At 47.5% G+C, this 15,058-nt stretch carries 12 protein-coding genes; 3 read left to right on the top strand and 9 right to left on the bottom strand.

Annotation, left to right across the window (positions count from 1 at the left end; translation table 11 throughout):
- The first annotated feature begins 105 nt into the window (after positions 1–105).
- Positions 106–1,707, top strand: coding sequence for a ribosomal protection-like ABC-F family protein (abc-f, locus tag ACFQY8_RS04525; RefSeq protein ID WP_377938707.1), 1,602 nt, complete (start codon positions 106–108; stop codon positions 1,705–1,707).
- A 33-nt stretch (positions 1,708–1,740) separates the two neighbouring features.
- A complete protein-coding gene (locus ACFQY8_RS04530; RefSeq protein ID WP_377938708.1) occupies positions 1,741–2,667 on the top strand; it encodes a LysR family transcriptional regulator in 927 nt (308 codons plus the stop codon).
- Between the two features lie 77 nt (positions 2,668–2,744).
- On the opposite strand, the gene pyrE is transcribed toward ACFQY8_RS04530, so the two are convergent.
- The 7 genes from pyrE to pyrB form a co-directional block, all read right to left on the bottom strand.
- On the bottom strand, positions 2,745–3,437 hold the full coding sequence (gene pyrE / locus ACFQY8_RS04535; RefSeq protein ID WP_377938709.1) for an orotate phosphoribosyltransferase: 693 nt from the start codon (positions 3,435–3,437) through the stop codon (positions 2,745–2,747).
- 23 nt (positions 3,438–3,460) lie between these two features.
- Positions 3,461–4,411, bottom strand: coding sequence for a dihydroorotate dehydrogenase (locus ACFQY8_RS04540; RefSeq protein ID WP_377939195.1), 951 nt, complete (start codon positions 4,409–4,411; stop codon positions 3,461–3,463).
- On the bottom strand, positions 4,411–5,223 hold the full coding sequence (locus ACFQY8_RS04545) for a dihydroorotate dehydrogenase electron transfer subunit (protein WP_377938710.1): 813 nt from the start codon (positions 5,221–5,223) through the stop codon (positions 4,411–4,413). Before ACFQY8_RS04545 ends, ACFQY8_RS04540 begins: the two co-directional genes overlap by 1 nt.
- Positions 5,224–5,249: 26 nt before the next feature.
- Positions 5,250–6,194 (bottom strand): orotidine-5'-phosphate decarboxylase, encoded by a 945-nt coding sequence (gene pyrF / locus ACFQY8_RS04550; RefSeq protein ID WP_377938711.1) that lies wholly within the window; start codon positions 6,192–6,194, stop codon positions 5,250–5,252.
- Between the two features lie 80 nt (positions 6,195–6,274).
- Positions 6,275–7,723 (bottom strand): amidohydrolase family protein, encoded by a 1,449-nt coding sequence (locus tag ACFQY8_RS04555; RefSeq protein ID WP_377938712.1) that lies wholly within the window; start codon positions 7,721–7,723, stop codon positions 6,275–6,277.
- A 9-nt stretch (positions 7,724–7,732) separates the two neighbouring features.
- Positions 7,733–8,164 (bottom strand): aspartate carbamoyltransferase regulatory subunit, encoded by a 432-nt coding sequence (locus ACFQY8_RS04560; RefSeq protein ID WP_377938713.1) that lies wholly within the window; start codon positions 8,162–8,164, stop codon positions 7,733–7,735.
- Positions 8,164–9,150, bottom strand: a complete 987-nt coding sequence (pyrB, locus tag ACFQY8_RS04565; protein ID WP_377938714.1) for an aspartate carbamoyltransferase — start codon at positions 9,148–9,150, stop codon at positions 8,164–8,166. Before pyrB ends, ACFQY8_RS04560 begins: the two co-directional genes overlap by 1 nt.
- Before the next feature lie 167 nt (positions 9,151–9,317).
- Here pyrB and ACFQY8_RS04570 point away from each other — a divergent pair, with 167 nt between their 5' ends.
- Positions 9,318–11,375 (top strand): cation:proton antiporter, encoded by a 2,058-nt coding sequence (locus ACFQY8_RS04570; RefSeq protein WP_377938715.1) that lies wholly within the window; start codon positions 9,318–9,320, stop codon positions 11,373–11,375.
- A gap of 24 nt (positions 11,376–11,399) precedes the next feature.
- On the opposite strand, the gene ACFQY8_RS04575 is transcribed toward ACFQY8_RS04570, so the two are convergent.
- Positions 11,400–14,501: a bifunctional [glutamine synthetase] adenylyltransferase/[glutamine synthetase]-adenylyl-L-tyrosine phosphorylase gene (locus tag ACFQY8_RS04575; RefSeq protein ID WP_377938716.1), complete on the bottom strand. Its 3,102-nt coding sequence runs from the start codon at positions 14,499–14,501 to the stop codon at positions 11,400–11,402.
- 2 nt (positions 14,502–14,503) lie between these two features.
- Positions 14,504–15,058, bottom strand: a complete 555-nt coding sequence (locus tag ACFQY8_RS04580) for a SixA phosphatase family protein (RefSeq protein WP_377938717.1) — start codon at positions 15,056–15,058, stop codon at positions 14,504–14,506.

Raw genomic sequence — 15,058 nt, forward strand, 5'->3', positions numbered from 1 at the left:
ACGAACAAATTTTCGAACACTTGTTCGTACGTTGCTTGACGGGGCTTTCTCCTACTATGGAACACAGTTTGTAGGTTGAGTAATCTGTTTTTCGTAAGGTTTTTCATGACTATTTCTGCTCAGGGTTTAGAGATTCGCATTGGTGCACGTCAGCTATTGGCACCAACTGATTTTCACGTGTCTGTTGGCGATCGAATCGGACTCGTTGGACGTAACGGTGCAGGTAAGACTACACTCACACGAGTGATTACCGGGGAAATGCTTCCCGCTGCCGGAAAAGTTTCATATTCAGGTAAGCTGGGCTACTTACCGCAAGATACGCACGTTGCTGACCCTGAGCAGAGTGCTCTGGACCGTATTATGTCTGCGCGTGACATTGCATCTATCGTATCTCGCTTACGCAAAGCAGAGCGGGACATGACAAACCCTGATCCAGATATTATGGAGAAGGCTATGAAACGTTACGACAAAGCGATGCAGGATTTCGAAAATGCAGACGGCTACTCTGCCCAGTCAGACGCGACAATTATGGCTGAAAGTTTAGGAATTTCACAGGAAGTGCTTCCCCGTCAGCTCGGCACACTCTCCGGAGGTCAGCGTCGTCGCATTGAACTTGCGCGAATACTTTTTTCTGATGCTGACACATTGATCCTTGACGAGCCAACGAACCATTTGGATGCAGATTCTATCGAGTGGCTGAAGAAATATCTGAAATCATATGAAGGTGGATTCCTTGTCATCTCCCATTCCACAGAACTTCTGGGTGAAACTGTAAATAAAGTATGGCATTTAGATGCTCAAAGAGCACAGATTGACATGTACTCTATGGGTTGGGCCGCATACCTGAAACAACGCGTTGTCGACGAAGAACGCCGCAGACGCGAGCGTGAGGTCGCACAGAAGAAGGCCGAGCGACTGATGAAGCAGGGTATTCGCCTTCATGCTAAAGCTACGAAGGCTGTCGCTGCGCAAAATATGATGCGTCGAGCAGAGAAACTTCTTGAAGGTACCGAGCCTGTGCACAAGAGAGAAAAAGTAGCAGATTTACGTTTCCCTACCCCTGCACCATGTGGTAAGACTCCTATCCAAGCACAAGAAATTTCTAAAGCTTTCGGTTCAAATATCGTTTTCGCTGGAATTGACTTGGCTATTGATAAAGGCTCACGCGTAGTTATCCTAGGATACAACGGTGCGGGTAAGACTACGACTTTACGTATCCTTGCGGGCGAAGAAACTCCTGACACTGGCGAAGTCGTGTACGGACACGGTGCAAAAATCGGTTACTTTGCTCAGGAACACGATACCTTGGATAATGATGCAACCTTGCTTGAGAATTTACAGCACGTAGCGCCCGAGCTGGATGATACTCAGGCGCGCACGATACTGGGATCATTCCTTTTCTCCGGCGATGATGTCAATAAACCAACTCGAGTCCTTTCCGGTGGTGAAAAGACTCGTCTCGCGCTCGCGACTCTCGTCACTTCTAAAGCTAATGTGCTCCTCCTCGATGAGCCTACCAACAATCTCGACCCTGCTTCGCGCGATGAGATTTTGGCTGCTATTTCTAAATATGAGGGTGCTATAGTTCTCGTTACTCATGACGAGGGCGCGGTACAGGCGTTGAATCCTGAACGTGTGCTTCTCCTCCCTGATGGCGATGAGGATTTGTGGAATGATTCCTATCTCGACCTCGTAGCCCTTGAGTAAAATCGTGATATACCACACGGTGGAGGTACTTCTATGACTTTGCTTCAGCTCCAATACATCGTCAAAATAGTTGAATGTGGCTCTATGAACGAGGCGTCGCACGCTCTCTATATTTCTCAGCCTGCATTGAGTTCTTCGGTAAAAGAGCTCGAGCGCGAAATGGGTATCGAAATTTTTACCCGCTCATCTCAGGGTATTGCCCTTACCGTCGATGGCGTAGAATTTCTTCAATATGCTCGCCAAATTTTAGATCAAGCCGAGCTTATGAATGAGCGTTATAAGCACACAAAGCCACGTAAACAGCTATGCCAGGTGTCTACCCAGCATTACATGTTTGCTGTCGAAGCATTTGTAGAAATGATTAACTCTTCAGATTCGGATGAGTACGAGTTCTCTATCCGTGAGGATCGTACTCGCGAGATTATTGACGCGGTGGCAAATATGCGCTCTGAAATTGGCATACTCTATATGTCAGATTTTAATAAGAACGTCATGAGCAAGCTTCTTCGCGAAAAGCATTTGGAATTTCATCCGCTGTTCAACGCAAACCTTCATGTCTTTATCTCTCGCCAGAATCCACTTGCACACCGTAAAAAGCTTACTCTTGATGATTTGAAACCTTACCCGTTCATCCAATTCGAGCAGGGCGAGGAGGGCAGTTTTTATTTCGCTGAAGAAGCGATGTGGCCTGACTACTCTCCTCAGCAGATTAATGTCACTGACCGTGCTACAAACTTAAACTTTATCGTCGGTCTCAATGGCTATACAATTTCTTCAGGTATTGATAATGAAGATCTCAACACGGAGAAAATCGTCACTGTGCCGCTTGATACCGATGCCAAGATGCTCATCGGGTGGATTACTAATGAACGCGCAAATCTTTCTCAGTCTGCGCAACGCTACCTTGAAAAACTCAAAGAGGTCGTACGCAACCACGGCTATGAGACGATTGAAGATTAGTGTGTAAATCTTCTCATCATCTCAAGTGCTGCCATGGTGCACGTGTGCTATGGATATGTTAAGAGAGAACGGAGAAACTACGCACCGTACTGTGCGAAATACTCCTTGATATGTGTATCGAGTTCAGCGCTAATCAGGGCAGAACCATCGTCAGCCTTCATAGAGCGTGCTGCATCAATGATGTCATGGATATTTGCGATTACGAATACGGGGAAACCGAATTCCTCCTCGATAGCCTGAACCGCAGACTTATCGGAGTCTTTAGTCTTCTCCATACGATCCACAGAAAGAACCAAACCAACGATTTCTACATTTGCGGCAGCCTTGAGCTTCGGGATAACTTCGCGTACAGCAGTTCCAGCGGTCATCACGTCATCTACAAGTACGACTTTCATACCGTCGATGAGCTGAGTGCCCACGAACATGCCGCCATCGCCGTGGTCTTTTTTCTCCTTGCGATCAAAGGTATAGCCCACAGGCTTGCCTAAGTCTGTGCTCAAAGCCATCGAGGTAGTAACGGCTAACGGGATTCCCTTATAAGCAGGCCCAAAAACGGTGTCAAAATCGCCGATTTTTCCGAGCCTAAGAGCCTGCTCAATAGTTGCAGCGTAGTACTTGCCAAGTTCAGCGATACGTTGTCCATCGTTAAAAGAGCCAGCATTAATGAAATAAGGTGACTGGCGACCCGACTTCAGAGTAAAGCTACCAAATTTGAGAGCTCCGCACTCAAGCAAAAACTGAGTAAATTCTTCTGTCATTGACATGTGCATTCCTTACTTCTTTACTTACTTCGTTACTTTTCTTCCGCGGTAATTTCAATCCAATTTTTGCCGCTACGCAGTGCCGTAGCAAGTTCTGGACGCTCATCAAGCAATGATTCCAACTCCACTGCTATACGTACTGGGGCTGCAGGGTCAATCAAGGCAGCAGAGCCAACTTCTACGGCGTTAGCGCCAGCATAGAGAAACTCTAACGCATCCTCCCCTGTCATCGTGCCCCCCATAGCAATAATAGGGAAATGCGGGAATGCTTGGCGTACTTTGTAGACCAAAGCTACGGCCATAGGATGCACAGCTGGACCAGATACGCCACCGGTCACATTTGCCAAGATAGGCTTACCTGTACGGGTATCGATACGCATACCAACGAAGGTATTGATCATAGAGATGGCATCTGCTCCGTTTTCGATAGCAGCACGTGCTATCGAGACGATATCAGTCACATTCGGAGTGAGCTTAACGATAAGCGGCTTGTCTGTCAATGGGCGTAGTCGTTTCATAAGACGTGCCAGAGCTACAGGATCGGATCCTACTGAAGTGCCTGATGCTACATTGGGGCAGCTGACATTGATTTCGAGCATATCGGCCTGCGATTGTGCAAGTTTTTCGACGACCTGTGCATAATCGTCATCGCTGTGACCAGCGACGTTGGATACGACCGTTGCCCCCATTGCTTTCAAACGGGGAAGATCATCTTCGAGATAGTGATCCACACCAGGATTTTGCAAACCGACTGAGTTTACTGTGCCCGCAGGAGTTTCAGCAGTGCGAGGGGCAGGATTACCGCTCCATGGCACAGGTGAAACGCCTTTTGTAGAGACTGCACCTATCGTCGCAGGATTGTAAAAGACCGAGCACGCTTCGAAATTATACGTGCCAGATGCTGCTCCAATCGGACTCTTCCATGGCACTCCTGCCACGATGGTGCTATGCTTAAATTCATATGGCTTCGTAGAATCAAACATTACTTCCATCCCAACTCTTCGCGGGTGAATACTGGACCGTCATGGCACACTTTCTTATAACCATCGATTGTAGGCGTAACACACACAACACACGTACCGTAGCCGCATCCCATACGTTCTTCCAAACTCAGCTGAGTCGTCATGTTATAGCATGTAGACCAGCTTGCAACTGCTTTCATCATAGGAAGAGGTCCACAGCTTAAAATCGTTACATCGGAAAAATCAGTATCGTTTCCCTGCTCATTTTTCCAATTCTCAAGGAGATTGATAACGTTTCCATGGGCATTGTCAATGGTGCGTACGCCACCGCAGTAATGATCAATGAAAACATTGGCAAACTGCTCATCACGGTAACCGAATAGCGCAGTAGCTTGTGCATCGTCGCGAGCTGAAAGTTCCTGAGCTGCGCGAAGAATTGGTGGAATACCAAGCCCACCAGCTATGAGAAGATAGCGTCCTGAGTGTGTCAAATCAAACGGCTTACCGAGTGGCCCCAAAATGTCGATAGAGTCCCCTGCTTTCATATCACGGAATTCGGCAGTCCCCTTGCCTACAACGGCGAAAATGAAGGTGACTTCGTCGCCACTCACTTCCGCTACACCAAATGGACGAGGTGATAGGTGCTGACTGTTTTTACTATACAGATTTGCGAATTGTCCTGCGTGAGCATGCGCCGCTATATACTCATCGCGAACGGTCAAGCGGACGATATCTGGTGTCAGCAAAGTATGCTCAGTAATGAGAACTGTGCGACGGCTTGGCATATAAACCCTGCCATCAGGATTCGTCTTCAAAAATGTGGCGGTAGTCATGATATCCTTTCTCACACAATTATCGCTTATTGAGCAATCGCCTGTGAAATGTCGTCTTTCATTGCGAGCGCTGCCTTTCTCGCAGAGCGCGCTACGAAGGCTAAAGCATCTTCACGAGTAGCGAACTCGGGTATTTCAGCTGCCTTTTTCCATGCTCCTATGATGCCACGCGATGAATTCACTAATGCACCGAGACCATTGCTATCAAAGAGTCCTGCAAGATCTGCGCCAGTGCCGCCTTGGGCGCCGTAGCCGGGTACGAGGAAGAAAGTATGCGGCATAAGCTTTCGTAGTTTTGTCCCCTCTACTGGGTGAGTCGCACCGACAACTGCGCCTACATGTGAATATCCGGTTTCTTTGTCACGGGTCGATTCTCCCCATTCCTCAAGAAGACCGGCTACATGTTCGGCGACTGTTTCATGAGGAATGCTACCGTCTATGACGAGGTCTTGAAGCTCTGAACTACTTGGATTAGACGTTTTTGCAAGAACAAAGATATCCTTATTCGTTGCAACCGCTGCAGTGACAAATGGCGCAATACCGTCAGAGCCGAGATAGGGATTCACGGTTACTGCATCCTCATGCCATACATCGAAACGTGGCATTCCCTCTATCTGCGGAGTTCCGCACAGGTGAGAAGCGTAAGATGCCGCTGTGGAACCGATATCTCCGCGTTTGATGTCAGCGAGAACATAGAGACCACGAGACTGAGCGTATTCATTGGTTTTTATAAAAGTTTCGATTCCTGCTATGCCTAATGCTTCGTACATAGCAATCTGCGGCTTTACTGCTGGGATAATATCGTAAAGCGCATCAATAACGGCAGTGTTGAATGCAAAATAAGCATCCGCCACATCGCGAGGAGTTTGCGCCCCCTCGAGGAGAATGCTTGGAAGCAGTTCTGGTCTAGGGTCGAGTCCTATAACACTGGGATTTCCAGTCCGCTGTATCGCGTTGATAAGTACACGCATATATCCTTTATCCTTTAGCTCTTCTTCAACATGAACTTTGATTCGTATTCATAAATTTATATTCATATGAATAATCTGTGTCAGCGGACGTCGGGAGTACTGGCTAGGTGAGCATAGTCATTAAAACGTTGGAAAGTAGTCGTGGCATTGCATATAGTAGCTACTACCCTTCCTGTGACATTCCACCCATTAAATGGTGTATTACGAGCCTTTGATACAAAATTCGATGCATCGATAGTCCACTGTTCATGTGGCGCGAGGATGACGACATCAGGGTGAGGCCTAGAGTCTGATGTCACAGAAAGATGCGAGGTCGCAAGTTTCTTTATTTCAGGAGAAGAAAAATCTATCTCTCCATGATGAGATGCGGCGTACGCAGATATATCGAAAACTTCGGCGCCCATGAGTTTATTTGGCTCTACACTCATCAGTTCAATGAGTCTTTCATCATCAATATAGCCGGTCTCTACGAGTGTTTGACGTACGACAGGATAGGCTGTCTCGAGTCCAATGATGCCATTTGGGGCAGTGAGCATGGCGTCGAGTGCACCATTGCCTTTTTCTTCTGTTGTGTGAGGTGCATGATCTGTCGCAATCATGTCTACTGTACCGTCACAAATAGCTTCTAATGTAGCGAGCCTGTCGTTTTCGCTTCGCAGTGGCGGATTCATTTTTGCGTAAGTGCCGTACTTAGCAACTGCAGAATCGTTGAGAGCCATATAGTGTGGCGCAGTTTCACAAGTCACTGGGACACCTTCAGCTTTTGCTGCGCGGATAGCGTCAAAAGCAGCGGCAGTGGAGACATGTTGGAGATGCAGATGGACGCCCGTTGTGCGAGCTTTCTTAATATCTCTCTCGACGATACGTAATTCTGTCTCAGCTGGAATTCCCGGTAGACCAAGCTTGCGAGAAATATCGCCTTCATTCATCACGCCTGTGTCATGGTGTTCACAATGATCTATAAAAGGAATATCCGCTTCAAGAGCATTCTGGATGACAGTGTCTAAAGTTACATCGCTGACGGCACTACCATCATCAGAAATGGCGATGACTGGATGCTCAAAGTGAGAAGAGCCGTCCGCTAGGGTATGTTTCCAATCATTGATATCACTTGCTTCGATGCCGCTACGATCTTTTGACGCGCTTACGCAGAGAGAATACCTTACAGGAAGACCAGTTCGATGCTCTAAATCCTCAAGAGCATTTGCCCCGTTAGTACTCTGTCCATCCATTGCAGGAATTGTATTTGGCATGATGAGCACATTCGTATATCCGCCAGCTGCCGCGGCGGCGCATCCCGTTGCCATTGTCTCTTTATCTGTCTGACCGGGATCTCGGAAATGCACGTGGGGGTCAGCAAGTCCAGGTGCAATAATCCATGAACTCGCATCAATAATGCGGATATAATCCAGCTGCTCTGCTGATGTATGAGATGAATTGACAGCAGAGTCGTCTAAGCCATCGGGCAATCGTACTGTAATTTGCTCTCCGGTGTTCCATATACGAATACCTTGAAGAATTGTGGTCATAGTATGTCCTTACAGCTGAGCTTCTTCATCACAATAATCACAACGGTACTGCACACCACGTTCATCGTCGTGCGAGCGCACCATGTGGAATTGCTGCTTAAGACCACGTTCTACTGTGGTCACACAACGAGGATTCACACAAGTAATGACATTCGTTACGTGTTCAGGCAGCTGGGGCGTCGTCTTAGATACGATAGAACCATTGCGTACAATATTTACCGTCGCACCAGGGGCAACAAGAGCAAGCACATTCAAATCAATTTCGATTTCACTCTCAATTTTGACGATATCTTTCGTTCCTAAAGTGTGAGAGTCGGTATTCATGATAAGAGCAAGACGGGTGTGACGAGGATCAATTCCCAAAAGTTTCAAGGCTTTGAGCGCATGCCCTGCTGGTACGTGGTCGATGATGATGCCATCTGTAATACTTGTGACCTGCATTATGCTAAGACCTCCTCATTGCGTGATTCAGCGTATCCTGGAAGTTCATCGCCGAGCACGGAGCTTTCGAGTGCCATGCGTACAAGCATTCCATTTTTGACTTGCTCGAAGTATGCCGCTCGTGGATCATTGTCGATATCGAAAGCTATCTCATTTACGCGTGGCAGTGGGTGAAGCACTGCAAGATTTTCTTTGCCCATATCGAGCTTTTCCTGATCTAAAATGTAGACGTCACGCAGACGCAAGTAGTCATCTTCGTTAAAGAAACGCTCCTGCTGTACACGGGTCATATAGAGGACGTCAAGATCACCGATAACTTCCGTCATGTCACATACCTCAATGTATGAGCACGTTGGAGAGTCATTGATACGATCAAGCACATATTGTGGCGTCTTTAACTCATGCGGGGATATTAAGACAAAATTCACATTGCCGAAACGGCACAAGGTCTCAATAAGAGAATGGACCGTACGTCCGAAGGTCAAATCTCCGCATAGGCCTACGGTCAAATGCGTGATACGACCGAAACGGCTATAAATCGTCGCCAAATCAGCGAGAGTCTGTGTCGGATGCATATGTCCACCATCACCAGCATTGATGACAGGTACTGACCCAGCATGAGAAGCAACAAGTGCAGCGCCTTCTTTAGGATGGCGCATCGCGACGACATCGACATAGTTTGACACAGTTTTCATCGTATCGGCTATAGTTTCTCCCTTAGAAGCTGACGATTGATTCGCTCCAGCGAAGCCAATGACCTGACCTCCTAGGCGTAACATTGCCGTCTCGAAACTCAGGCGTGTACGGGTAGATGGTTCATAAAATAAAGTGGCTAACACACGTCCGTCACATGTGTGAGCCACTTGCTTACGATGGGAGTCAATATATCGTGCTTTACCAAGCAAATCTTGAATCTGGGAAATCTCTAAATCATCAAGAGTAACAACACTTTTGCCGACAAGTGGCGCTGTTGTATGTGCAGACATTCGCACGCCTTCCTAAATCACATGTGACGAAGGACACTGCTATTGCTGTGACCTTTTTCAGACTAAAGCAAATTTGCGACATCACAGATGTAAGTGTGGCGGATATTCTCTTATTATGGAAAGTATTGTTCACACTGTAGCTTACAGACAGAGAGAGTGAGCTCGTTATGGGATCTTTGCTACTCATCCTTGAAATTGGCGTTGCGGTCATTATCTCTTCGCTTTTAAGCCCCTATATTCCGCGTGTGTCGATGCCTCTCGTCCAAATAGTTCTAGGCGTTGTATGGTTCTTTACACCGGGACTGCCTTTGCTGAACATCGACTCTGATTTATTCCTCATTCTTTTCATCGCTCCTCTGCTCTTTTTTGAGGCTCTTCACCTTTCTCGCTCAGGGATGAAACGCACGCTGTACCTAAGTATCTCTTTAGCCGTTGGACTTGTGCTTTTATCGGTATTCATCACAGGAGTATCCGTTCACCTTCTCTTCTCAGCGATTCCTCTTGCAGCAGGATTTTTGCTCGGAGCGGCACTGGGGCCGACAGATGCAGTATCTGTCGCGCAGCTCGGTAATGAAGCAAAACTCACTCAGCGGCAAATGAATGTTCTCTCTACAGAAAGTCTCTTTAATGATGCTGCATCGATTGTGAGCTTTCAATTTGCTCTGACAGCACTCTTAACCGGCTACTTCTCGCCACGCCAGTTTACACTTAATGTCCTTTATAGTTTCATTGGAGCGGCTCTTATCGGCGCTCTTATGGGATTTATCCTTAACAAACTCATCATGTGGCTTCGTAGGGCACGGCTCGAAACAACGACAAACCGCATCCTCATCGAGCTCGTCTTCCCCTTCGCCGTCTACTGGCTTGGAGAAGAATTGCATGTCTCAGGTGTTATTGCAGTCGTCATGGCGGGCATTATGGCGGTATATCATCGCATTGGAGTTGGTGAAGATCTTGCAGAAGTTAATCGAGTATCGAGCGCAGTTTGGGATGTTTTTACTTTCGTTCTCAACGGTTCTGTATTTGTCCTTCTTGGGATTGAGCTTCCACTCGCGATGAAAAGCAGTATTATCAATCCACGCATTAACATTTGGGTAGCTATAGGACTCGCCGTGCTCCTGACCTTAATGTTGCTCCTCGTACGTTTCTTGTGGATTAGCGCAATGCTGCGTGTAGCAAAGGCAGAAGACACGGGGTTACGTCGAAAGATGACGCCAGAGCGCTGGCATTCGGCAGCAGTCATGACCTTCGGCGGTGCCAAAGGAACCATCTCGCTCGTGCTTGCTTTCAGTATTCCTTCTCAAGTCGACACCATGACAAACTACCCCGTGCGAACTGCTCTGCTTTTTATCGCCGCATTCTATACTCTCATCTCACTTCTCTTAGCGAATATTGTGGTTCCGATTCTCTCTCCGAAGCAGGGAGATAAAGACGGACATAAGTTCGCGCTCGCAAACTTGGAGATGCTCAACCGTACTTTAGTTGCTATCTCACGTATGGATAATCCTCAGCAGCATTTTGCTGTTGAAGCTGTTATGCGTTCATACAATTCACGTATAGCGCGTCAGCGAGGTAATGTCATGTCTCCTGAAGAAATGGCTGCTCTGCATGATGCTCGCCTTGAAATTCGCCAATGGCAATCACTATGGTTACAAAATTATATGCGTAATCATCTCGACTGCACTGATGCATGTCAGCGCCTCTTAGCCCCTATCGAGTACTCCTTAACTTTCAACGAATCAAATTGGCGCAATCGCCTTCGCACGCGTTTATACTTTATTCGCTTAAAGATGACAATTTGGGTTCGTTCAGTCCGCGCAACTATCCGATTTATGTGGAATAGAACAGTAGAAGCAACGACAGGCAGTGAGGATATTGACTATCGCCGCTCTCTTGTGACGAGTATCCAGATTCACATGTTGCAAGATGCGATTCATCATGAATTTACGCTTATTAATTATCGGCAAGTTCCGCCAGTCATCGGTTCGACTATTATCGGCGAGCTGAGGACCTTTCTGCGCGGTCTGCAAGCACCGCACATGGCAAATCCTTATATTTCTTCCCCAGAGCAGGTACCCGTCCAATTTAACGACGTCTTAGCGCAAGCGTACTCCATTGAGCTCGAAACTATACGAAAAATGGCTGAGGCGAACGAAATTACGCACGACCAAGCACGCCGTATGCGACACAACGTCTTTATCATGCAGTCTGACTCTGTGCAGTAATGGCACAGCATCCTCTATTACGGGTTATGCCACGTGCGACGCCTGTCGTCCATAGAAAAGGCGATTTGTCACATCCCGGCACTTGCGCATCGCTGACAAGACTTCATCCATAAACTGCTGTCCGCGATGTGCACCAAAGCCTAGGCAGGCGGATAATCCTCCCATATCAAAAGAATCATCTGGAATGATATCTGCCTGACGTGTACGACCGTTCCACAAGAAATTTGCATTGCGCATGTCAGTACACAACGTCCAGCAGTGCTGCAACGTCGTGGCGTCGTCAGGAGAAATTGCACCATGAGATTTAAGTGCATCAAGCGCATCTAATGTACGAGTAGTGCGAACGTCCTCCCATTCATGAGCATGCTCAAGTTGGAGCAGCTGGATAGTCCACTCAACATCAGATAGACCTCCACGACCAAGTTTGATATGCCGGTCATAGCGCACGCCACGTGGGAGTCGCTCTGCTTCCATACGAGCCTTGAGTCTTTGTATGCTGTGGATGTCATCTTCACTCATTTTCTGAGACGAATAGCGAATTGGATTGATTACTTCAGCTATAAATCTTTCTCCCAACTTCGCATCGCCGGCCGCATATCGCGCACGTAAAAGTGCTTGTTTTTCCCATGTTTCAGCCCATGAAGAATAATATTCACGATAGGACTGCACAGAACGGACAAGAGGACCATTCTTCCCCTCTGGCCGCAAATCCATATCAATGTCAAGTTGCTGCTCTGTGCCCGCTAATCCTGTCAGTACAGAGCGAAGCAGTTCAGCTTGCCGCTGAGCAAAGTTTCGTGCGTTGACGTCATCGACACCTTGTGCAGCCTCATACACCACCATGAGATCCGCATCAGAAGAGAAATTGACCTCTTGTCCGCCGTATCTCCCCATAGCAATCACTGCCATGTGCACAGGAGCGTTTTGAGGCGAGTCTATACCATCATCAGTGCATAATTTGGCTGTAGCCCAAGTAAGCGCGGTGTCAATAAGCACGTCGTATACTCGTGTCATAGCAGTCAGTGCCTCCTGTGAGGACACAACTGAGCTCATCCACCCGAGCCCTATACGTTCAATCTCGCGACGGCGCAATGCTCTCAGCAGAGTTGCAAACTCAACTTGAGCGTGAGGGAATCGGTGTAAGAGCACGTTCGCACGTGTATGAAGTGATTCAAGACTTCGTGGTTGAAGCGAATCATCATCGCCAAGCCATGTCGTAGATTCTGAGGATTTCAGTAAAGCATCTCCCAAGAAACGTGAATTTGATAAGACATGACACATACGTTGCAAGGCTGTCGGCGAATCCCTCAAAAAACCAAGGTAAGGCCCCGAACCGCCGAACGCTTCTACCCATCTGCGCCACATCATAAGTCCCATATCAGGATTTTGGCCGTTACCTAGCCACAGTAAAATCGTTGGAAGCAAAATACGATTGATGCGGCTTGAACGACTCACGCCAGCAGTGAGCTGGTGAACATGTCGCATAGCGGTATCTGGGTCTGCAAAGCCCACGGATTCGAAACGCTCGCGTGTAGCTTTCTCCGATAATGTTATGACGTCGTCAGAAAGTTGAGACAGATTTGGCAGCATCGGACGATAGTAGATGTCCATATGCAGCTGACGCACTTGTACACGCACATCATCGAAATGGTTGACAAGCTGCGCTGGTGTCATATGAACTGCACGTGCCAACCGACGTATATCGCGATTGCTTTCTACATCAAGGTCAGTGACACGTTGCGCGTGAGAAAAGGTGTCACGAGCAGAAGTAGAAATTTTAGGGAATAAATGTGTTCGACGCATATTCCACAACTGTTGACGATGCTCGAGTACACGGAGGAAACGGTAGTCTTCAGACAAGTCGCGAGCTTGGCTACGGCTGACGTATCCACCTTGTGATAAAAGGGCGAGCGAGTCTAGCGTAGACTTGGTGCGTAGAGTCTCATCGGTCCGTCCGTGAACGAGTTGGAGCATCTGGACAGTAAATTCGACGTCTCTTAATCCTCCTTTTCCAAGCTTTATTTCGCGATCTTTCTGGTCGAGAGGAATCAAGTCTTCTACACGCTTACGCATAGAACGGCAGTCATAGACAAAATTTTTGCGTGAAGATGCCGACCAGATAAGCGGCGTAATGAGGTTGAGAAAGTCGTGTGCCACATCAGCATCTCCCGCTACAAAGCGTGCCTTGAGAAGTGCTTGGAATTCCCAATTTTCCGCCCAATGTGCATAGTATGATGCATACGACTCTACTGTTCGCACCAGAGGACCAGCTTTACCCTCCGGACGAAGCGCAGTGTCAATTTCCCACAATGGCGCAAGAGTAACGTCTGGAAGAATTGCGCTACACACAGATTGTAAGGTTGAGGCGACGTGGGAGCCTATCTGTGTGAGGTCGCCAGTAAAATCTGGAGTCTTATCGACGACGTATACGAGGTCAACGTCAGAGATATAGTTAATTTCCTGAGCGCCAAGTTTACCCATGCCAAAAATCGCAAACTTAACAGTCGTACCGCTATCAACTGTATTTTGTGCAATTTCAAGTGCTTTACGAAGTGCCGTGTCGATGAGCGTACTTAAACGTTGAGAAATGTGAGGTTGAACGTCTAAAGGATTATCTGACGTGACGTCATCACCAACGATATGAAGAAGATTTTTCCAGTACCACAGCCGCAGCTCATAAACTTGTTTTTCAAACGTTAGAGAATGCGTGTCGCTGTTAGCTATCTCATCGTTGTGGACATCGTCTCCACGCAGGGCGTCAGGAAGAAGCTGCATATCGGCACATATCATACGTCCAAGTCTGTCGGAAGAACCGCAAATGGATAAAAGTCGTGAAATCTCAGATGGCAAAGCATCATAGAAGAGCTTGCACAACGAAATAGCAGTTTTACCGTTTGATTCACTCAAATTTCTTGCGATATCAGCGACATGCCACACTGCAGTGTCCGGATCGTCGACTTTCTTACACGCGTTGAGGACGTCATCGAGTGTCCACGAAGAAGTGCATCCTTGACCGAGCACAGCTGTTCTCAAGTCGTCTAGTGCTTTTAAATCTTTCATCGCCTGTTCTGCGGAATTAAACCCGATACGTATCAGCGATGAAGAGGTCAAGGAAAACTCAGCCATAATTAATCACAGTCCTTCACAGTCACAACTGCAAGCACGTCTGCTTCATGCAAGTCCCACTGGTTAAAAGGCTTATGAGCAGCAAGGATGACACATGATGCAGGAGATAATCCTAGCTGTAGCATGTCGAAAGCTGAATCTTGTGCATTGGCATGTGACCACCACTGAGCAGCTTCGCTCATTGTCGGCTCATGTCCCACAATCATGACTATTTTTTTCTTTTTCTTCAGGTTGCTGAAAATCTGGGAAACCTCCGACATACCATCAGTGTAGAGTCTCTTGTGATATGTGACTTCTGGTTTATCCCCGAAAATTTTAAGAAGGCGGTCAGCCGTTTGCCTCGCACGCTTTGCACCCGATACCGCAAGAACGTCTGGAACCATGCCCATCCCATCGAGCGCTTTAGCTACTTTCTTCGCCTGCTTGCGACCCTTGTCAGTGAGCTCACGATGTTCGTCATCATCAGCATTTTTCTCAGTCTTCGCATGGCGCATGAGTATAAGTACGTACTCATACTTTCGCGCTACTTTGGCAACTTTTGTTAGGTTCACAGACAT

This window comes from Alloscardovia venturai (assembly GCF_042676605.1).
GTDB lineage: Bacteria > Actinomycetota > Actinomycetes > Actinomycetales > Bifidobacteriaceae > Alloscardovia > Alloscardovia venturai.